Raw genomic sequence first — 18,637 nt, 5'->3', positions numbered from 1 at the left:
CCAGTGATGCCTCACGCCAATTTTTCCGAATTACTGGAAATTTCTTTCGAATCACGCCTAATTCATTCCTAAATTACATTGCGGAATCGACATGCCCCAACGCTATATCAAGAAAATACTGAATGCCCGCGTTTACGATGTTGCCAATAAAACGCCGCTGACCGAGGCCGTTAGCCTGTCGCGGCGCTTCGGCAACAACATTTTTTTGAAGCGTGAAGATTTGCAGCCAGTATTCTCGTTTAAAATTCGCGGGGCTTATAACAAGATGGTGCAGTTGTCGGAGGAGCAGAAGGCCAAGGGGGTAATCTGTGCGTCTGCCGGTAATCACGCCCAAGGCGTGGCGTTGTCGGCAAAAAAACTGGGCATCAAGGCCGTCATCGTAATGCCCCAGACCACGCCAGAGATCAAAGTGAGGTCTGTGCGTGAGCACGGTGGCAAGGTGGTGCTCCGAGGTGACGCTTTTGACGAAGCCGCGGCCCACGCCCACGAACTGATTGAAAAGCACGGTTACACCTACATTCCGCCTTATGATGACCCAGACGTTATCGCCGGCCAGGGCACGGTCGCCATGGAGTTGTTGTGGCAATTTAGCAAACCCATCCACGCGGTGTTTATCTGTGTGGGCGGTGGCGGGCTGATTGCCGGTATGGCGGCCTACATAAAATATCTGCGCCCAGAGATAAAAGTGATAGGTGTAGAGCCGGAAGACTCAAACTGTTTGCAGGCAGCGTTGAAAGCCGGCAAGCGGGTAATACTGGACGAAGTTGGGATATTTGCCGACGGCGTGGCGGTCAAACAGGTTGGTGCCTACCCTTGGGAAATCTGCAAAGATCACGTAGACGAAGTGATCACCGTATCCACCGATGAAATCTGTGCCGCGATTAAAGACATTTTTGAAGACACCCGCTCCATTGCCGAGCCCGCTGGGGCGCTTGGTGTGGCCGGTATTAAAAAATATATAGAACGGGAAAAAATCGAGAATGAAAACCTGATTGCGACGCTCAGCGGCGCCAATATGAACTTTGACCGTCTGCGTTATATTTCGGAGCGCACCGAAATCGGTGAGAAGCGCGAAGCCATCCTGGCGGTGACCATTCCTGAAAAACCAGGCGCCTTCAAAACCTTTATCAACGCTCTGCACAAGCGCAACATCACCGAGTTTAATTATCGTTACGCGGACAGCAAACAAGCCACGATATTTGTTGGCATTCAGATTCAGGCCGGTGGCCTGGGCCGAGACGAACTGGTGAGAGAATTGCGCGAGACCGGCTATTTGGTGCTGGACCTAACAGACAGCGACTTGGCCAAGCAGCACATTCGCCACATGGTGGGGGGGCACGCTCCGGGTATCAGCAATGAAAAAGTGTTCCAGTTCGAGTTCCCTGAGCGTCCGGGGGCTTTGTTGAAATTTTTGATGTCGCTGGGCACGCGTTGGAATATTTCGATGTTTCATTACCGCAATCATGGTGCGGCGTATAGCCGAGTGCTGTTGGGCGCTGAAGTGGACGATGACGAAGTGAAGGATTTTGAAAAAATGCTTGAGAAGGTCGGTTTCCGCTATGAAAACATGACCGATAACGAAGCCTACCAACTTTTTCTCGGGGCAGGAAACGGCAACAGCTACTCGAACTGATTGCGTTGCACGTGCTAAGTGCCTGCCCGGATCTCTAGCTTACTGAAAATTAATCTGTCAAAAATTGTAAAATGGCGGGGGAGTGATAGTCTTCCGTCATTCTATGAACGACCGCATCGGTCCTTCGTTTCCTGTATGGGTTACCACAGCAGTTCCGGAGTTAAGAAATGGGCCGCAAGCCAGATATGATCCGCACCATCGCACTGATATTCGCTGCTGGCCTTATTATTACCGGATTCACCTCGCTGCAAGCGTCTGAACAGAGCCCCCGAGCGGCAGAGCCTTGGTATCAGACCATTACCCGATAACAGCCACGCTCGGTAACCACCGAGTGCAAAGGCACATCCCAAGGCTCAATCGGTAAGCTTTCCACCCTCTGAAAATCATGAGCCAGGCCAATTAGCTTGGGTGCGAGTCTTGGCCGAGTGCGACTAAAGGCAAATGTCCGGTCGTAAAACCCCCCGCCCATGCCCAGTCTTCCTCCTCGCTCGTCAAACCCTACCAGCGGAAACAATATTGCGTCCATTGCCCAGGCTGGCCGTTTCAGGCCGGCGCTAAACGCAGGCTCCGCAATGCCAAAACGATTTGGCCGCAGGCGGGTGTGCGACGTGTAAGGGCTGAAAACCAATTTTCCGGGTATAAGTGGATGCAATACCGGTAAGTAAACACGTATTCCGCGACGACGCGCAGCCCGCATATAGGGCAGGGGACTAATTTCACCATCGTTTGGACAATAAATGGCAAGGTGGCGGGCGCGATAAAGATCGGGGTTGGCTAACAGGCGCTTGGCCAGTTGCTGCGATGCGTGTCTTTGTTGCAAGGAAGACAACGCGTTGCGTTGCTGGCGCAATTGTCTTCGTAACTGATTGCGTGAAGTGTTCTGGTGTGCAGAAGACGGTAAAAAAGAAGGGTGGGCGATGCTGTCGCTCAAAATAAAGCTTCCCGGGCTGCCGTTATCGGATGTAGGTCCTTGAACCCAAGTTCAAGGTCGGTGACCGCTGTGACATATTAGGCTTTCCCCCGCAGGGGACATGCTCACAATGCCCTAAAGTGGCCACCTGGGTAAAGCGCATCGGCTCGAGGACGTACCCGACGAGCGCACAGCCCAGGAAGGTGATTCCATTATAAGGTCAAGTTGGGTGCCTATTGCAAGTGCTCTTGGTCATTCCGTTAAAAATCGTCGTTTGTTGCTGTTTTATAAAATTTTTTTATTTTAGGGCGATGTTCAGCTTGTCGTCCATAGCCTTTAGCAACGTGCTGCTGCCTTCTGACATGGTGTCGCGCTCCAACATTTCGTTGGTGATATTCAGCGCCGCCATCACCGCAATTCGTTCGGTGCCAAACACCTTGCCGCTGTTACGGATCTCCCGCATTTTACGGTCCAGATGTCGTGCCGATCGCAACAATGCCTCTTGTTCCTGTTCGGGGCAGGTAACCAGGTATTCCTTGTCGAGAATTTTCACCTCAAACGTAGATTTGGTGGACATTAATGCTGCTCCAATGCCCGCAGGCGGCCTATCATGGCTTCAAGTTTGGTTTTTGCGAGGTCGTTCTTGTGAACCAGCTGAGCTCGCTCGCGAATCCAGTCTTCCTGGCGTGTTTTTAGTGCCTGGTTTTCCAGCTCAAGCTTGCCGTAACGTTCAAGAAGCTGATCCAGCTTGTCCGCCAACACCTGTACTTCGGGCTGTTCCATGGGGCGCCTGATCTCGATGGGTGATAAGAACTGCTAACTATAAGTGCGCATGGGATACCGGTCAATTTACAGCTCTGTTATCCCCGTTTGGGCAAAGATTTCAGACGTCGTCCAATACTTGCCAGCCCGGCCGCCGGCCGCGGCGCCAGGCGCTCAGCGCTGGCATCAAACCAATCACCAGTGCGGCAACTGGCACCGCTGCCAGCAGAATCCACTCGTCCGGATTCAGTGGGCGCAGTGTCAGCAAAACGCCGTAGTTGGCTTGCAGCCAAGGGCTGACGGCGGCTATACCGGCAGCGCCCAGCGCCAACGCTAAAACGCAGGCCAACAGCGCGATTGCCAATGATTCCAGCAGGTAAAGGCTGGCAATTAAACCGGCAGAGGCGCCGGTTGCACGAAGTATGGCGATTTCGGCTGATCGTTGGGCCTGTAATGTCAGCAGTACCGTGGCCAGGCTGATCAGACATACTACGACCACAAAGCCGGTGATGCCCAACAGCGCTTTTTCAAACTGGCCCAATAAGCGCCAGAGCTCGCTCAGAGCAACGCCGGGAAGTATGGCGGTTAGCGGCTCTTCACCATAGGTGTTGATGTCGCGCTGGATACGAAAAGTCAGTACTTTGCGTTCTACGCCGGCAAATGCGGCGGTAATGTTGGATGGGGTAAAATTGCGCTGTTTGGCCTGCTCCAGGGTTAGCGTGCGCCCGGGAATGCCCACGCCAGACTCCCAGCCCACATGCATGGCTTCCATGCTGTCCAGGCTGATATAAACCGCCTGGTCTACCGGCGTGCCTGTGGCATCAAGCACGCCGGCTACGGTAAACGGCGTGCTGTCGTGGCGAGCGAAGCTTATGCGGCCACCGCCGTGGCCCATAATGAGTTGGTCGCCAACACTATGATTGAAAGCACGAGCGACATCGGCGCCCAGTACCACCTCGAACAGATCGTTGAACCACTGGCCGCGCTGCAGTGTCAGCGGCTGGCTGCGGCCATAGCGAAAGTGCTCGAACATGGCGCTGGTGGTTGCGACCACGCGATGGCCGTTGTAGCTGTCGCCCAGGGAAATGGGGATCAGCCAGCTTAAGCGCTGGTCATCTTTAAGGGTTTGATAACTTTGCCAGCTCAGGTTGTTCGTTGCATCGCCAATGTGAAACACGCTGTATAGCAACAGGTTCAACTGACCGCTGCGGGCGCCGATGATCAAATCTGTATTGCTGATGGTGTTGGTGAACGACTGGCGAATTTCGCTGCGTACGTACTGGATTCCGAGCAGCAGGCTCACGCTGAGGGTGAGGGTGAGGGTAACCAGCAACAGTATTCGCCGGCGGTGCCAGAGGCTGGATTTGGTGAGTGTTAGAGCAAGGTAGGCTGTCATGCGGGTGGTCATGAGGATAGCCATGATGGCTGCTCCAGTTCAATCTGGTGGTGAAAATGGTGTGCCAGGGCCGGGTCGTGGCTGACAAACACCACCGAGGTTTTATTCTGCTGTGCCATTTCCAGCAGCAACTGCATAAAGCGATCGCGGTTGTTGCTGTCCAGCGCTGAAGTGGGCTCATCAGCCAGAATCAGCTCCGGCGCGCCCATCAGCGCGCGGGCTGCCGCAACCCGCTGCTGCTGACCAATGCTCAGCTGCGTGGGTTTGCGGCTATGTAATTCCCGGGGAATGGAGAGCGCTGTCAGAAGTGTTTTTGCTTTGGCGTGAATAGCGGCCCGGGTGTCTGACGTGCGGGTTCCTGAGCTGATGCGGTCACGGCGAACGGGGGAAAGCTGACAGGGAAGAATGACATTAGCCAGCGCGGTCAGATAGGGCACCAGATTGAACTGCTGAAAGATCACACCGATATGGTCGGCGCGGAAACGATCCCGTGCTGAGGGGTCGAGGGCTCCTATGGACTTTCCTAACAGGCGGATTTCGCCGTTGTCTGCGCTGTTTAGCCCGGCCAGAAGCCCCAGCAAGGTGCTTTTACCGCTGCCGCTGGCCCCGCGTAAAAACAGGTGGTTGCCTGCGTCCAGAGTGATATCCGGAAAGGTCAGGGCAGGCTGGCGGGACTGCCAACGAAAGGTCAGCTCTCGGATTTGTAGAGATGGCAGGATAAGCGGAGCGCTTGCGCTGTCAGAGTCTGGTGTGATCATGGTGGCTGTCGTTTTGGTCATGGTGATTGATTCTGGTGGGTGTATGATAACTTTTTTCAATCCACAGTTTGGCGGGGTTAAACGGATACATGGCTAATAAGTTGCAAAGACTGAGTTGTGTTCGACGCTGTTTTGCTTTGCCCTTGGGGTTGCTGCTCATGGTATTTTTACCTTTGGCGCATGCGGAGCTACCGGAGATTGATTGGCTGGATTTGATGCCGGCAGAGGATTTGGCACTGCTTGAGAGCATGCCGGAAATTGTCCACGACGGCGAGGGCCCGCCCTTGCTGCCGGACGAGATCATGACCGGGCGTGTGGTAACGGCCATGGCCAATACCCGGGGTCGTATTCCGGGTTTCGTGGTGCCACTGAAAACGACAGAGGATATGCGCATTCTGGAGTTTTTCCTGGTGCCTTATTTTGGTGCCTGTATTCATGTGCCACCGCCGCCACCCAATCAGCTTATCCATATGAAGTACAAAAAAGGCTTCGAGCTGACTGCGCTCTACGATCCGGTCTGGGTTGAGGGCACGATTTTGATCGATCGTACCGAGAATGTGATCGGGACTTCGTCTTATTCGATGGCGGTAGAGTCAATTTATCCTTATGAGTATTGATGCTTTTGAGCTTTTCAGAGCTGGAATTGGTTATCGGATGAACTCAGTTTTGCGCTGCCCTGGCTGCTGTTGGTTACCCACTCCACGTCCAGTTCTTGTATTTCCGGAAATTGGGCGATCAACGGGGTTGTAAGCTGGCCGCCGATATCCGCACTTTTGCAGTTGAGCACCTGACTGACTTCTATATTGGCGTGTTCGTTCATGGTTTCATCGTAATGGTGGTCGTGATCGTGATGATCTTGTTCCGCCGCTTTTGCGTTGAAGTCCATGCTGGCCGATTCCACCGTGCAGTTGCCTCCGGCGGGCGCAATCAGTGCCTGGGTCGTTAGCCACTGCCTAGCGTTTTCCAGGGTCTGTTTTTGTTGCTCGGTGCGTGGTTCATGTTCGAATCCCAGCAGGTTGTAGGCGGGGCTGGTCAGAATCAGGTCAACGTTGTTGTTCTCCACCGCCATCTGCAATTGGGCGTGGCCGTGTTGGTGTGGTTGCTGTTCGCTGGCCATGCTGGTGGTGGCCAACGCGCAAAGGCAGAGGCCAATGGCAACATTCAGAGAGTTTATGGATTTCAGAAATGTTGAAGGGTTGCGGGGCGTCATGACGGGTTCCTGTGAAGTTATGTTATAACATCTTTCACCGAGTGCGATGAAAAAGCAACAAAATGTGCTTTAAGGCAACAGAAAGTGCCATGCAGACGCTGCAATGCTAGGATAACGGCAATCTTTATTATTCACCTATTAGGGTTTTTCCATGTCTTTATCCGATGCTTCCGCTGCTCCAAATATCGAGATTTCTGCGGAATTCGAGCGCTGGGCCAATGTGTTTCTAGCGCACAAAGCGTTCAGCCACCCGTCTGAGTTACACGGTGTTCTGTGTGGTCGTTTCGCCGCTGGTGGGCGTATGCAAGAAGACGAGTGTGCCGCCGTGGTGTGCGAACATATCGGACTGGCTTCGACAGCGTTGGAAGAGTCGCCTGAGCTTAGGGTATTCGCCGCGGGTATTTACCAGCAGGCTCTGGCACAGCTGAGCAGTATGGATATGAGTTTTCAGCCCCTGCTTCCAGATGATGATTATGCGCTTGAGCAAAGGTTGGAATCGTTAATTTCGTGGGTGCGCGGCTTTCTGGCGGGCATGGCACTGGCGGCAGGTGAGTCGCTGGGCGAGGCGCCGGAGGAAATCCGCGAGCTGATGGAAGACATGGTCGCCATCAGCCAACTGTCTGACGAAGAGGACGCGAGCGAAGAAAACGATCAGCAGCTGGTAGAAATTACCGAGTATGTCAGATTGGGTGCGTTGGCCGTGTTTACCGAGTTTAATGAGCCGGAACAACCGGCCAAGACGCCCCCTACTCTTCATTAGGTCTCATTAGGTCTCATCAAGACTCACTGAAGCTTACGAGTGTGTACCAGAACTCATGAGAAAAAAGGACCGTCTTGGCCCTGAACATTTTAATGGTTGGAGACTGTATGACGTCGATGATACCTGTAAAGGAATTTGCCGAGCGCCGCCGTAAGCTGATGGACCACATGGCGCCGGAAAGCATTGCCATTCTGCCTTCGGCGCCAGAACGTGTGCGTAATCGCGACGTTTTGCACCCGTTTCGCCAAGACAGCGATTTTCATTATTTAACCGGCTTTGGCGAGCCTGATTCGGTGTTGGTGTTGATTCCCGGGCGCGCTCATGGCGAATCGGTGTTGTTCTGCAAAGAGCGCGACCCTTTGAAAGAACAGTGGGACGGCTTTTTAGTGGGCCAGGAAGGCGCCGTTGAGCGTTACGGCGTAGACGATGCGTTCCCGATTGGTGACATCGACGACATCCTGCCGGGCCTGATTGAGGGCCGCAGCCGCATTTATTACCCGTTGGGTAAAGACCGTGGCTTTGACACCCGTGTTATGGACTGGGTAAAAGTGATTCGCAGCAAGGTGCGCACCGGCGCTCGCCCCCCTGGCGAATTTGCGGCGGTAGAGCATCTTTTGCACGATTTGCGTCTTTATAAAAGCGCAAACGAAATCAAAGTGATGGCCAAGGCTGGTGAAATCTCGGCTCAGGCCCACTGCAACGCCATGAAACTCGCTCGCGAGGGGCTGGGTGAATATCATCTCGAAGCCGAACTGATTCATACGTTCCGCCAGCACGGCACCCGCGAGACGGCGTATCCATCCATTGTGGGTGGCGGCGTGAACGGCTGCATTCTGCATTACATCGAGAACAGCGAGTCCCTGAACAACGGCGATCTGGTGTTGATCGACGCTGGCTGCGAACTGGAATGCTACGCCTCGGACATTACTCGCACGTTTCCGGTGAGCGGCCATTTCAGTGAGCCTCAAAAGGCGCTTTACAACGTGGTGTTGAATGCCCAGTTTGCCGCGATTGATGTCGTGCGGCCGGGCAATCACTGGAACCAGCCCCACGAAGCGGCGCTGAATGTGCTTACCCAGGGCCTGATTGATTTGGGCCTGATTGCTGGGCCACTGGATGACGCCATCGCCAATGAAACGTTTAAACCGTTTTTCATGCACCGCACCGGCCATTGGTTAGGGTTGGATGTGCACGATGTAGGTGACTACAAGGTGGGTGGTGTCTGGCGCCAGCTGGAGCCGGGCATGGTTATGACGGTGGAGCCCGGGCTGTACGTGTCACCGAGTAACACCGACGTGGATGAGCGCTGGCGCGGAATTGGCATTCGTATCGAAGACGACGTGGTTGTCACCAAAGACGGCTGCCGCGTGCTGACTAACGGCGTGCCAAAAACAATCGACGAAATTGAAGCATTAATGGCGGGCTGAGCGTGACGGCAAACGATACGGATACTGATGTCCTGATTGCCGGCGGAGGTTTAGCCGGCGCGACCTTGGCTTTGGCGCTGGCGCGCATGGTGCCACAACTGCGTGTCACCGTGGCGGAGACTTTTCCCCTCGCCAGCAATGCTGAACCAAGCAGCTACCAGCCCAGCTATGATGCGCGCTCCACCGCCTTAGCCTGGGGCTCCAAGATGATTTATGACCAGCTTGGTTTGTGGCCTGCGCTGGCCCAGCACGCCGCCCCTATACATCACATTCACGTATCGGACCGCGGTCATTTTGGTGCTGCCCGCCTGCACGCCGCAGAATACCGCCAGGATGCCTTGGGCTACGTCGTGGATAACCGCTGGATGGGCTTGTGTTTGGTGCGTGAGCTGTTAAAAACGCAGGTGCAATGGTTGGCGCCGGCGGAAGTGACTGACATGACTTGCCACGGTGACAATGTGCGCGTGACGGTAACCACCGCAGGTGAAACAAGGGAACTGAGCGCGCGCTGCCTGGTAGTCGCTGACGGCGGCCGCTCCGATTTGCGTGAGCGCCTGGGGTTTCAGGTTCGTCACCAGCCCTACGGCCAGAATGCGTTAATTGCCAATGTAACCACCGCCGACAGTCATCAGTTTTCTGCCTACGAGCGCTTCACCGACAGCGGTCCTATGGCATTGCTACCCCATGGTTCGCCAACGCGCGCGAGCCATCAGTCGGCGCTGGTGTGGACCTTATCGGACTCCGAGTTGAAAGAGGTGTTGGCCATGCCAGATGCCGATAAATGCACGCGTTTACAGAAACGATTTGGCTGGCGCCTGGGGCGCTTCACCCGCATTGGCGAGTGCAATCACTACCCGCTGGCGCTGACGCTGGTAGACAATCCGGTGCGTCCGGGCGTTGCCTTGGTGGGCAACGCCGCCCACAGTTTGCACCCGGTGGCGGGCCAGGGTTTTAATCTGGCCCTGCGCGGATTGATGACGCTGGTGGAGCAATTCCGCCTGGCCGGTGAGCAAGGCAGCAACCCCGGCGAGCTTGCAGTATTGCAGCGTTACCAGCAATTACACCGGAGCGACCGCGTGCAAACCGCTGGTTTTTCCGACTCCCTGATACAGATTTTTGGCTCGCCGTTGGCACCGCTCACGGCGGCCAGAAATGCCGGTTTGATGGGGTTAGATTTATTGCCCGCAGCAAAACGCTGGTTCGCAGGAAACGCCATGGGCCTGGGCGGTCGCAAAGCCCGCATTCAGCGCCCCGGCTTTGATAATAGCAAGGCGTTGAACCATGACTGAAGCGCACAGCTCAAAAACGCCCGCCGTGGCGGACATTATGATTGTTGGTGGCGGTATGGTGGGGTCGGCCCTGGCTTTGGGGTTGGCGCAACAGGGTTGGCACGTTGTTCTGGTTGAGTCCAGCCCGGTGGCGAAGTTGCAGTCCGCTGCGCAGCCAGCGACCGGTGTTGATGATTTCGAACCCCGTGTGAGCGCCATTTCCAGGGCCAGCCAGCGGTTGTTGGAAGGGCTTGGTGCTTGGGCAGAAGTGGCAGCAGGCCGCCACTGTCCTTACCAGACGATGACCGTGTGGGACGCCGAAGGCACTGGGCGCATCGAATTCGACGCCGCAGAGATGCGCGCCGAAGCGCTGGGCACGATTGTCGAAAATCGCCATATTGTACGGGCCCTGTTTAATGCTTTGGAAACCAGCCCGGCGACCATTTTTAGTGGCGCCAAGGTTGCTGGCTGGCTGGCGAACGGGCCGGATGGAGAAGGTGGAAATGCACCCGGTATTTGCCTGGAAGATGGCCAGCACCTGCGGGCGCGATTGGTGGTAGCCGCAGACGGCGCGCAATCACGGTTGCGTCAGCTAGTTGGCCTGCCTACCCGCGAATGGGATTATGATCAACAGGCCATTGTGGCCACGGTGCGCAGCAAGCAGATGCACCAGTACACCGCGCGGCAAAGTTTCTCCCGCACTGGCCCGCTGGCATTTCTGCCGTTGCAGGCTGACAACGGCGACGAACATTTTTGTTCGATTGTGTGGTCCCAAGACACTCTTGAAGCCCGGCGCCTGATGGCGCTGGACGACGTTGCTTTCAACGCCGAACTGGCGAGGGCAATCGAGCTGCCGGAAGATTCGGTTGAAGCGATTTCCCGTCGCTTTACCTTCCCTCTGCGCCAGCGCCACGCGATGAATTACACAGCACCAGGCTTCGCGCTGGTGGGCGACGCTGCGCACAGTATTCACCCGTTGGCGGGCCAGGGTGCCAACCTGGGTTATGGCGACGTGGCAGTATTGCTGGAGGAATTAAAGCGTGCCCGCAAGCTGGGCTTGAACCCTGGCGATGCGCTGGTGCTGGGGCGCTACCAACGCCGCCGTAAATCGGAAAATTTGACCATGATGGCAGCCATGGAAGGTTTGAAACAGCTGTTTGGCCGCGACGAACTGCCGTTACGGTGGCTGCGCAATCAGGGCATGAACTGGCTTAACCAGTTGGCACCCCTGAAAAACCGGCTGGCCACCGAAGCTATGGGTCTAAGGGACTAAACGTTTTAAACAGAGAATAATCCATGGCCGGTAGCAGCCTGTTTGCACTGATTGACGACATCGCCACCATTCTTGACGATGTATCGTTGATGACCAAGGTTGCCACCAAAAAAACCGTCGGAGTGCTGGGTGATGACTTGGCGCTGAACGCGCAACAGGTTGCCGGCGTAAAGCCCTCGCGGGAGTTGCCAGTGGTGTGGGCGGTGGCGAAAGGGTCACTGCTGAACAAGGCAATTCTGGTGCCTGGGGCGGTGGCCATCAGTTTTTTTGTGCCCTGGTTGGTGACCCCTTTGCTGATGCTCGGAGGTGCCTTTCTGTGTTACGAGGGCGCGGAAAAACTGGTGCACCGGTTTTTGCACAAAGCCGAACACGATCAGCATAAAAAAGACTTGAAAGAAGCCCTGAAAAACCCGCAAGTCGATCTGAAAAAAGTGGAAAAAGACAAAATAAAGGGCGCCATTCGCACCGACTTTGTTTTGTCGGCAGAAATCATTGCGATTACCCTTGGTACAGTGACTCAACAGCCCATCGGCATGCAGTTCGCCGTGCTGTCGGTGGTAGCGTTAATGATTACGGTGGGTGTCTACGGTTTGGTGGCGGGTATCGTAAAACTGGACGATGGCGGTCTGTACCTGACTAAAAAAGACAGCGCCCTGGCGCAAAATCTGGGTCACGGTATTCTGTGGTTTGCGCCTTATATGATGAAAACCCTGTCGGTCCTTGGCACCGTTGCCATGTTTCTGGTGGGCGGGGGTATTCTTACCCATGGTTTTTCCGCCATCGGCCACGGTATTGAGCGTTTTGCCGAAGGCTTGGGAGAGATGACCGGAGCAGTAGTACCGATGTTGGCCAACGGTCTGTTCGGTCTGGTCGCGGGGTTGTTGCTGGTAGCGGTGCTGACGCCACTGCTGAGGCAATTTAAAAGCCGGAAGCTTAGCAGAGCTGACGGTTAGGACAAGCTTACAAACAACCGTCAAACAACCGGCTGACCAGCACTGGCACGGCGGTTTCTACCCGCAGTATGCGTTGGCCCAGATGCACTGCCTGGCACCCTGCCTGCTGCAGTTTATCCACTTCGTAATCGGTGAAGCCACCTTCGGGGCCAATGCAAAGGGCCGCCGGGCCAGGCAGGTGCACAGGGCAAGGCTGTGCACTGCCGGGATGCGCCACCAGTGCCTGTTTACCGGCCAAAAGCGCTGGTAACTCGTCTTCCACAAAGGGCTTGAACAGTTTGCGGATGTGCACTTTTGGCATCAATGTGTCGCGAGCTTGTTCCAGCCCCAGCACCAAGTTGTCATGCAACGCTGGCTCTTGCAGCCATGGGGTCTGCCAAAAACTTTTTTCCACCTTGTAACTGTTGATCAGCCACAGATCTTTTATGCCCAGGGTGGCGCAGGTTTGAAGCGTGCGACGGAACATTTTGGGCCGCGGCATGGCCAGCATCAGTGTCAGTGGCAGAGGCTGTGGTGGGGCTTGGTCAAGGCTGACGTGAAGTTCGGCGTAGTGCGCAGTCAGGTTGGTAACCCGGCCCGCCCCGATATTGCCGTTCACTTGACCCACCGGCACGCTATCGCCCACGGCGATTTTACGAATGCTGCGTAAGTGCTCCAAGCGGCGATCGCTCAAACGCACGGTATCGGTAGAAATGAAATCTGCAGTGAAAAGCAGAGCCAGATTCATTCGCTGCCAGTCTCTTTTTCCTCGCTGGTACCTACACCCCTGCGCTTCATCAGGCGGCCGAACAGGATGCCGAGTTCAAACAAAATCCACATGGGCAGTGCCAGCAAGGTTTGCGAGATAATGTCCGGCGGGGTCAGCAGCATGCCGATAATAAAGCAACCAACGACTACATAAGGGCGCTTGGCCGCCAAGTCATCCGGCGTGGTGATGCCGGTAATAATCAGCAGGATGGTGGCAATTGGAATCTCGAACGCCACGCCAAAGGCAAAGAACATCTTCAACACGAAATTCAGATAGCTGGTGATGTCTGGCATTTCCACGATGCCCTCAGGACCAACCGAGGTAAAGAAGCCAAAAACCAGTGGAAACACCACGTAGTAGGCAAAAGCAGCGCCCAGATAGAACAGCAGCACGGACGAGAATAGCAGTGGGAAGGCTATTTTTTTCTCATGGGCGTATAGGCCCGGGGCGATAAAGCTCCAAAGCTGGTACAGAATGACCGGGATGGCGGCAAACACTGCCAGCACCAGGGCCAGCTTTAGAGGGGCAAAAAACGGCGAGGTAACATCGGTGGCAATCATGCTCTGGCCTACCGGCAGAAGGCTGCGGATAGGTTCAGATAACCAAAGGTAAAGTTCGTTGGCAAACGGGTAAATAAAGGCGAAGCACACCACCACCGCTAGCACCATTTTCAACAGGCGGTTACGCAATTCCAGTAGATGTTCAATCAGCGGCATTTCAGGCTGGTCGGGCACGTGGTTAGCGGCCCCGGTCTGTTCTGTCATGAACGCGTATCCAAAGCATCCCCAGAACTGGGGGAAGGTTTGTTGAGGTCGACCGGGCTTTCTGGGACTTTTTCCAGCGAGCTATCGGCGGGTTTTGCGATAGAGGATGTTCCATTTTCGTTCCACCGCTCAGACAGCGCAGACGTTACTTTTTGGTTGGCCTGATCCAGCTGGTTCTGCACCGGTTTGACCATGTCTTCGTATTTTTTTGCTTCATTCAGGGCATCACGGACGGTTTTTTGAACATCTTTTAGGCCAACATCACCTGCTTTGCGCAGCTCTTGGCGCAAGTCTTCGGCCTTTAGCTCACGGTCAAGCTCCGAGGTGAATTGGCTCATCATACGTCGCGCAGACCCTACCCAGCGCCCGGCAGCACGCGCAGCCGAAGGCAAGCGCTCGGGCCCCAGCACCAGCAAAGCAATAACGCCGCAGATCAGTAGCTCAAGAAAGCCGATATCAAACATTCAGCAGGCTCTCAGCTTTGGGTTTTATCCCGGGTTTTGTCATCCGCAGCGGACTGCTGAAACTGTGCACTGTCTTTTTCCTCCAGATTATCCGGATTGGAGGTGTCGGTTTTACCATCGTCATCGGTCATGGACTTTTTAAAACCACGAATGGCGCCGCCAAGATCGGTGCCGATATTGCGCAGTTTTTTAGTCCCGAACAGTAAAATAACAATGCCGAGTACAATAAGAAGTTGCCAAATACTGATGCCCATAGTGAATCCTCGTTCTAATGTTTTCAGTGGTTAACATTGTACGCCACTGGCGACGGTGTAAAAAACCTCTTGTGAGGTAGATACCCCTACTTCGGGCGCGACGCTTTTTCTTCCAGGCCCGACAGATCGAATCGCCGTGCCAGTTCGCGAGTGATGTCTTCCGGCCCGGCACCCAGGCGTGACAGCATAACCAAGGTGTGAAACCACAAGTCGGCGGTTTCGGCAATCAGTTCGTCAGTGTTTCCGCTGCGCTCGGCGTCTTTGGCTGCCAGTAGGGTCTCAGTGCACTCCTCGCCAACCTTTTCCAAAATTTTGTTCAACCCTTTAGCGTGCAAGCTTGCCACATAAGAGCTATCAGGATCGGCGTTCTTGCGGGCTTCCAGCACCTGCGCCAGTTGTTGCAATACGTCACTCACTGTTGGGCTCCTTGAAACTTTGTGCTGTGTTGTAAATGGCGCTCGGATCTTTCAGTACCGGCTCTACGCTTTGCCATTGGCCGTGTTGCAGTGATTGGTAAAAGCAACTTCGCCTACCAGTGTGACAGGCAATTCCGCCTTTTTGTTCGACCTTCAACAAAATTACATCAGCGTCGCAATCCAGGCGGATGTCTTTTATAACCTGCTGATGGCCCGAACTTTCGCCCTTGCGCCAGAGTTTACCGCGGGACCGTGACCAATACACGGCCTGGCCTTCGGCAACGGTAAGCTGCAGCGATTCGGCGTTCATCCAGGCCATCATCAGTATGTCGCCGCTGTCGGCATCTTGAGCGATGGCGGGTATCAGGCCGTCTGCTGTCCAGCGGATAACGTCAAGCCAGGCTGGCTGGTATTCAGTGGCAGGTGTTTGCTCCATGAGTTCAGTCCTAAAAGCGGGTTAACGGCTGCCGCGCAATAACAGCGCGCCAGCGGCAATAAACAATATCCAGCTCCACACCGGCAAACCGCTGAGCCATTGTTGGCTGGGTGGATGGCTGGCGGCAACCGCAGCTGCGGCTAACAACGCCACTACAAAACCCCGGCGCCAACGCCGTTCGCTGCGCAACTGCTGTTCCTTCAATAGCGCCAGAGTGTTGCGGTTTTGCTGTTCGGTGGAGCCCGCGCCTCGTAACTGCAATAAGGCATCGTGAATAAGCTGCGGCATCTCCGGAGACTGTTCCAGCCAAGCCGGAAAGTGGGTCTGCAGAGTCTTCAAAAAGCCAGATGGTCCAATACGCTTACGCATCCATTGCTCCAGGTACGGTTGCGCAGTGCTCCACAGGTCCAGATCCGGATAGAGCTGGCGGCCAAGACCCTCAACATTCAGCAGGGTTTTTTGCAGCAGCACCAGCTGAGGTTGCACTTCCATGTTGAAGCGGCGGGCAGTCTGAAACAGGCGCAGCAGAAAATGGCCAAAGGAAATTTCTTTCAATGGGCGCTCAAAAATCGGTTCGCACACGGTGCGAATAGCCGCTTCAAATTCGTTAACCCGGGTTTCCGGTGGTACCCATCCGCTTTGAATGTGTAACTGAGCCACCTGGCGGTAATCGCGGCGAAAAAACGCTAACAGGTTGCGGGCCAGATAGCTTTGGTCGTCTGGGGACAGAGTGCCGACAATGCCAAAATCAATGGCGATGTACTGGGGGTCAGCAGGGTTGGAGATATCCACAAAAATGTTGCCGGGGTGCATGTCGGCGTGAAAAAAACTGTCGCGAAACACTTGGGTGAAAAAGATTTCCACGCCTTTTTCGGCCAGCACTTTCATATTCACGCCGGCGGCGTTCAGCGTAGCAACGTCCGCAATGGGCACGCCGTGAATACGCTCCATGACCAGCACCTGCTTGCGGGTGAATTCCCAGTCGATAAAGGGAATGTAGATCAACGGTGAGTTGTCGAAGTTACGCCGCAACTGGCTAGCGTTGGCGGCTTCACGTTGCAGGTCAAGCTCGTCATGAATGGTGGCGTCGTAGTCAGCCACCACTTCCAACGGGTGCAGGCGTTTGCCTTCTGCCCAGTATTTTTCAAGCAGGCCGGCCATCAGGTACATTAGGCTGAGGTCTTGACGGATGGTTTTTTCAATGCCCGGACGCAGTACTTTCACCACCACTTTCTGGCCGTTTTTCAGCGTGGCTGCGTGCACCTGAGCCACCGATGCAGACGCCATGGGGTCTGCGCTGAATTCGGCAAACAGCTCGGTGACAGGGGCGCCCAGCGCGCGCTCTATAATTTCACGGGCGCTGTCGCTTGGAAACGGTGGCACTTTGTCTTGCAGGGTTTTCAGCGAGTCGGCCATGTCGTCCGGCAGCAAGTCGCGCCGGGTGGACAGTATCTGGCCGAATTTGACAAACACCGGCCCCAGCTCTTCCAGGGCAATGCGCAAACGGTCACCGCGGTCGAGTTTGGGTTGTGGAAACAGATGCCAGGGGGCCAGTATGAAAAAGACTTTCAGCACTGGCGGTAGCTCGGCTAGGGGCAGAAAAATATCCAGTCGGTAGCGGCAGAATACCCAAAATATTCGAAACAGGCGTTGCAGACGGCTCACGAATTCTCCTGTTTTTCAGACGATTCAGATGGGAGAGAGGGCGGCTGGCTCTGGGGCAGGAACGCCACGCGAGCGGCCAGGCGCTCAACTCTAAGGCTTAGGGCGTCTATATCCTGAAAGTTGGCCTCAAGCTCGCGGTGGCCGGGTAAGGCGCCGGTTTCTTCGTGCAGGTATTCTTCCAGATTGCTGGCCATGCTGTGTCGCGCATTACGGCTCCACTTCACGCCATTGCGTAAGCGTTTGGCCAGAAAATGTGCGGGCACATCGCCCAGATGGCGAGCCATGGCCGCCTCCCAATCCGGATTTAATTGTTCAATAGCACGCTGAAACTGGTGTGCCAGAGCGGTGTCCCCGCTGATGCTCAAACGGCCGTCTTGAATGGCGCTTGTGTCGCCGCTGGCCATGGTATAAAACGCCAGAGCCGGCCCGCCAATCACCAGGCCGGGCTGAGTGGCCGGCTGGCTGCCCACCAACACGCCTTTGGCGCCTTGGGTCAGGGTAAGGGTTAATGCGATGGGTGTCGTCAGGTCAAACTGTACCGGGGCAGTCAGCGCTGCCAACAACGCTGTGCGGCCGGCCGGGTCAAACTCCAGGGCTTGGTTCAACGCCGTTTCAACAATGGCGCTGGCAGCGCTAAGCAGGGTAGGGCCAGTGAACATCAGGGTTTTATTCCCACGTGCAGGGCCACAATGCCACCGGTCATATTGTGGTATTTGCAGTTGGCGAAGCCGGCGGTCCCCATCATCGCCTTAAGGGTGTCCTGGTCTGGATGCATACGGATGGATTCCGCCAAGTATTTGTAGCTCTCGCTGTCGCCGGCAATCAACTTGCCCATAAACGGTAAAGCGGTGAATGAGTAGGTGTCATAGGCCTTGCTTAGCAGCGCGTTAGTGGGCTTGGAAAACTCCAGTATCATCAGTTTGCCACCGGGTTTTAGTACCCGAGCCATGTCCCTCAGAGCTTGGTCTTTGTCGGTCACGTTGCGTAGACCAAAGGCGATGGATACGGCATTAAAACTGTTGTCTGGAAATGGCAAGTGTTCAGCATCGGCCTGCACGTATTCAATGTTGCCTGCGTAGCCGCGGTCTGTCAGGCGGCTGCGACCGACTTTCAACATGGAGGCGTTGATGTCAGCCAATACTACTTTGCCGCTGGGCCCGACCAAATCCGAAAACTTCATGGCCAGGTCACCGGTACCGCCTGCAATGTCCAGCACCTGGTGCCCCGGGCGCACGCCAGAGAGCTCAATCGTAAATCGTTTCCACAGGCGATGAACACCCATCGACATCAAATCGTTCATGAGGTCGTATTTGCCGGCAACGCTGTGAAAAACCTCGGCTACCTGGCCGGCTTTCTGGCTTTTTGGCACATCGCGAAAACCGAAATGAGTGACGTCGTCTTGCGGGCTGCCCGGTGTTGCAGCGCTGGCTGGCATTTGCTGATCGCTCATGGAACTGTCCTGTCAGAATCTGAGTCCCGTATTCTAACGCCTGCGGGGTTGGCTACAAGTTTAATACCGCCTTACACTGTAAAACCTATC

At 55.2% G+C, this 18,637-nt stretch carries 23 protein-coding genes and 1 other RNA gene; 8 read left to right on the top strand and 16 right to left on the bottom strand.

Translation table 11 applies throughout. The features are described from left to right. Positions 1-91: 91 nt before the first annotated feature. Together ilvA and ABA45_RS19130 are read left to right on the top strand one after the other, a co-directional pair. Positions 92-1,633, top strand: coding sequence for a threonine ammonia-lyase, biosynthetic (gene ilvA / locus ABA45_RS16355; RefSeq protein ID WP_048387922.1), 1,542 nt, complete (start codon positions 92-94; stop codon positions 1,631-1,633). A gap of 167 nt (positions 1,634-1,800) precedes the next feature. Beyond that, positions 1,801-1,941: a hypothetical protein gene (locus ABA45_RS19130; RefSeq protein WP_198147003.1), complete on the top strand. Its 141-nt coding sequence runs from the start codon at positions 1,801-1,803 to the stop codon at positions 1,939-1,941. On the opposite strand, the gene ABA45_RS16350 is transcribed toward ABA45_RS19130, so the two are convergent. From ABA45_RS16350 to ABA45_RS16330, 6 genes are all read right to left on the bottom strand, one after another. After that, positions 1,923-2,564: a 5-formyltetrahydrofolate cyclo-ligase gene (locus ABA45_RS16350; protein ID WP_048387920.1), complete on the bottom strand. Its 642-nt coding sequence runs from the start codon at positions 2,562-2,564 to the stop codon at positions 1,923-1,925. The genes ABA45_RS19130 and ABA45_RS16350 overlap by 19 nt on opposite strands. Before the next feature lie 4 nt (positions 2,565-2,568). Further along, positions 2,569-2,748: non-coding RNA, 6S RNA (gene ssrS, locus ABA45_RS18745), on the bottom strand. Positions 2,749-2,841: 93 nt separating this feature from the next. Then, a complete protein-coding gene (locus ABA45_RS16345; RefSeq protein WP_048387918.1) occupies positions 2,842-3,120 on the bottom strand; it encodes a cell division protein ZapA in 279 nt (92 codons plus the stop codon). After that, positions 3,120-3,326 carry a TIGR02449 family protein gene (locus ABA45_RS16340; RefSeq protein ID WP_007348451.1) on the bottom strand — a complete coding sequence of 69 codons (207 nt, stop codon included), beginning with the start codon at positions 3,324-3,326 and terminating at the stop codon, positions 3,120-3,122. The genes ABA45_RS16345 and ABA45_RS16340 overlap by 1 nt, the downstream gene beginning before the upstream one ends. A 100-nt stretch (positions 3,327-3,426) precedes the next feature. After that, on the bottom strand, positions 3,427-4,725 hold the full coding sequence (locus ABA45_RS16335; RefSeq protein ID WP_084708374.1) for an ABC transporter permease: 1,299 nt from the start codon (positions 4,723-4,725) through the stop codon (positions 3,427-3,429). After that, positions 4,710-5,480: an ABC transporter ATP-binding protein gene (locus tag ABA45_RS16330; RefSeq protein ID WP_048387914.1), complete on the bottom strand. Its 771-nt coding sequence runs from the start codon at positions 5,478-5,480 to the stop codon at positions 4,710-4,712. The genes ABA45_RS16335 and ABA45_RS16330 overlap by 16 nt, the downstream gene beginning before the upstream one ends. A gap of 137 nt (positions 5,481-5,617) precedes the next feature. On the opposite strand from ABA45_RS16330, the gene ABA45_RS16325 reads away from it, so the two are divergent. Then, positions 5,618-6,076: a DUF3299 domain-containing protein gene (locus ABA45_RS16325; protein WP_227506066.1), complete on the top strand. Its 459-nt coding sequence runs from the start codon at positions 5,618-5,620 to the stop codon at positions 6,074-6,076. 14 nt (positions 6,077-6,090) lie between these two features. On the opposite strand, the gene ABA45_RS16320 is transcribed toward ABA45_RS16325, so the two are convergent. Then, complete coding sequence (locus ABA45_RS16320) at positions 6,091-6,669, bottom strand: DUF2796 domain-containing protein (RefSeq protein WP_048387910.1); 579 nt, start codon at positions 6,667-6,669, stop codon at positions 6,091-6,093. Positions 6,670-6,820: 151 nt separating this feature from the next. On the opposite strand from ABA45_RS16320, the gene ABA45_RS16315 reads away from it, so the two are divergent. From ABA45_RS16315 to ABA45_RS16295, 5 genes are all read left to right on the top strand, one after another. Then, positions 6,821-7,429, top strand: a complete 609-nt coding sequence (locus tag ABA45_RS16315) for a UPF0149 family protein (RefSeq protein ID WP_048387908.1) — start codon at positions 6,821-6,823, stop codon at positions 7,427-7,429. Between the two features lie 107 nt (positions 7,430-7,536). Continuing rightward, positions 7,537-8,856, top strand: a complete 1,320-nt coding sequence (pepP, locus tag ABA45_RS16310; RefSeq protein WP_048387906.1) for a Xaa-Pro aminopeptidase — start codon at positions 7,537-7,539, stop codon at positions 8,854-8,856. Positions 8,857-8,858: 2 nt separating this feature from the next. Next, positions 8,859-10,145, top strand: a complete 1,287-nt coding sequence (gene ubiH / locus ABA45_RS16305; protein WP_048387904.1) for a 2-octaprenyl-6-methoxyphenyl hydroxylase — start codon at positions 8,859-8,861, stop codon at positions 10,143-10,145. Beyond that, positions 10,138-11,397: an FAD-dependent oxidoreductase gene (locus ABA45_RS16300; RefSeq protein ID WP_048387902.1), complete on the top strand. Its 1,260-nt coding sequence runs from the start codon at positions 10,138-10,140 to the stop codon at positions 11,395-11,397. The genes ubiH and ABA45_RS16300 overlap by 8 nt, the downstream gene beginning before the upstream one ends. A 23-nt stretch (positions 11,398-11,420) precedes the next feature. Next, a complete protein-coding gene (locus ABA45_RS16295) occupies positions 11,421-12,350 on the top strand; it encodes a DUF808 domain-containing protein (RefSeq protein ID WP_048387900.1) in 930 nt (309 codons plus the stop codon). Between the two features lie 7 nt (positions 12,351-12,357). On the opposite strand, the gene ABA45_RS16290 is transcribed toward ABA45_RS16295, so the two are convergent. The 9 genes from ABA45_RS16290 to ubiE form a co-directional block, all read right to left on the bottom strand. Continuing rightward, positions 12,358-13,077, bottom strand: a complete 720-nt coding sequence (locus tag ABA45_RS16290; protein WP_048387898.1) for a 16S rRNA (uracil(1498)-N(3))-methyltransferase — start codon at positions 13,075-13,077, stop codon at positions 12,358-12,360. Further along, positions 13,074-13,862, bottom strand: a complete 789-nt coding sequence (gene tatC, locus ABA45_RS16285) for a twin-arginine translocase subunit TatC (protein WP_048387896.1) — start codon at positions 13,860-13,862, stop codon at positions 13,074-13,076. The genes ABA45_RS16290 and tatC overlap by 4 nt, the downstream gene beginning before the upstream one ends. Next, positions 13,859-14,326 (bottom strand): Sec-independent protein translocase protein TatB, encoded by a 468-nt coding sequence (gene tatB, locus ABA45_RS16280; RefSeq protein ID WP_048387894.1) that lies wholly within the window; start codon positions 14,324-14,326, stop codon positions 13,859-13,861. The genes tatC and tatB overlap by 4 nt, the downstream gene beginning before the upstream one ends. Before the next feature lie 11 nt (positions 14,327-14,337). Next, a complete protein-coding gene (gene tatA, locus ABA45_RS16275; RefSeq protein WP_048387892.1) occupies positions 14,338-14,580 on the bottom strand; it encodes a twin-arginine translocase TatA/TatE family subunit in 243 nt (80 codons plus the stop codon). Between the two features lie 86 nt (positions 14,581-14,666). Then, a complete protein-coding gene (locus tag ABA45_RS16270; RefSeq protein ID WP_014872741.1) occupies positions 14,667-14,996 on the bottom strand; it encodes a phosphoribosyl-ATP diphosphatase in 330 nt (109 codons plus the stop codon). Then, complete coding sequence (hisI, locus tag ABA45_RS16265; protein WP_048387889.1) at positions 14,989-15,432, bottom strand: phosphoribosyl-AMP cyclohydrolase; 444 nt, start codon at positions 15,430-15,432, stop codon at positions 14,989-14,991. Before hisI ends, ABA45_RS16270 begins: the two co-directional genes overlap by 8 nt. 21 nt (positions 15,433-15,453) lie before the next feature. After that, entirely contained in the window at positions 15,454-17,097 is a 1,644-nt protein-coding gene (ubiB, locus tag ABA45_RS16260) for a ubiquinone biosynthesis regulatory protein kinase UbiB (protein ID WP_048387888.1), read from the bottom strand. Next, positions 17,094-17,756 (bottom strand): ubiquinone biosynthesis accessory factor UbiJ, encoded by a 663-nt coding sequence (locus tag ABA45_RS16255; protein ID WP_048387887.1) that lies wholly within the window; start codon positions 17,754-17,756, stop codon positions 17,094-17,096. Before ABA45_RS16255 ends, ubiB begins: the two co-directional genes overlap by 4 nt. Further along, positions 17,756-18,547: a bifunctional demethylmenaquinone methyltransferase/2-methoxy-6-polyprenyl-1,4-benzoquinol methylase UbiE gene (gene ubiE, locus ABA45_RS16250; RefSeq protein ID WP_048387886.1), complete on the bottom strand. Its 792-nt coding sequence runs from the start codon at positions 18,545-18,547 to the stop codon at positions 17,756-17,758. The genes ABA45_RS16255 and ubiE overlap by 1 nt, the downstream gene beginning before the upstream one ends. Between the last annotated feature and the right edge of the window lie 90 nt (positions 18,548-18,637).

The organism is Marinobacter psychrophilus (genome assembly GCF_001043175.1).
Classification (GTDB): Bacteria; Pseudomonadota; Gammaproteobacteria; order Pseudomonadales; family Oleiphilaceae; genus Marinobacter; species Marinobacter psychrophilus.
The sequence above is the reverse complement of the archived record's forward strand: the minus strand, read 5'-3'. Positions and strand labels throughout refer to the sequence as shown.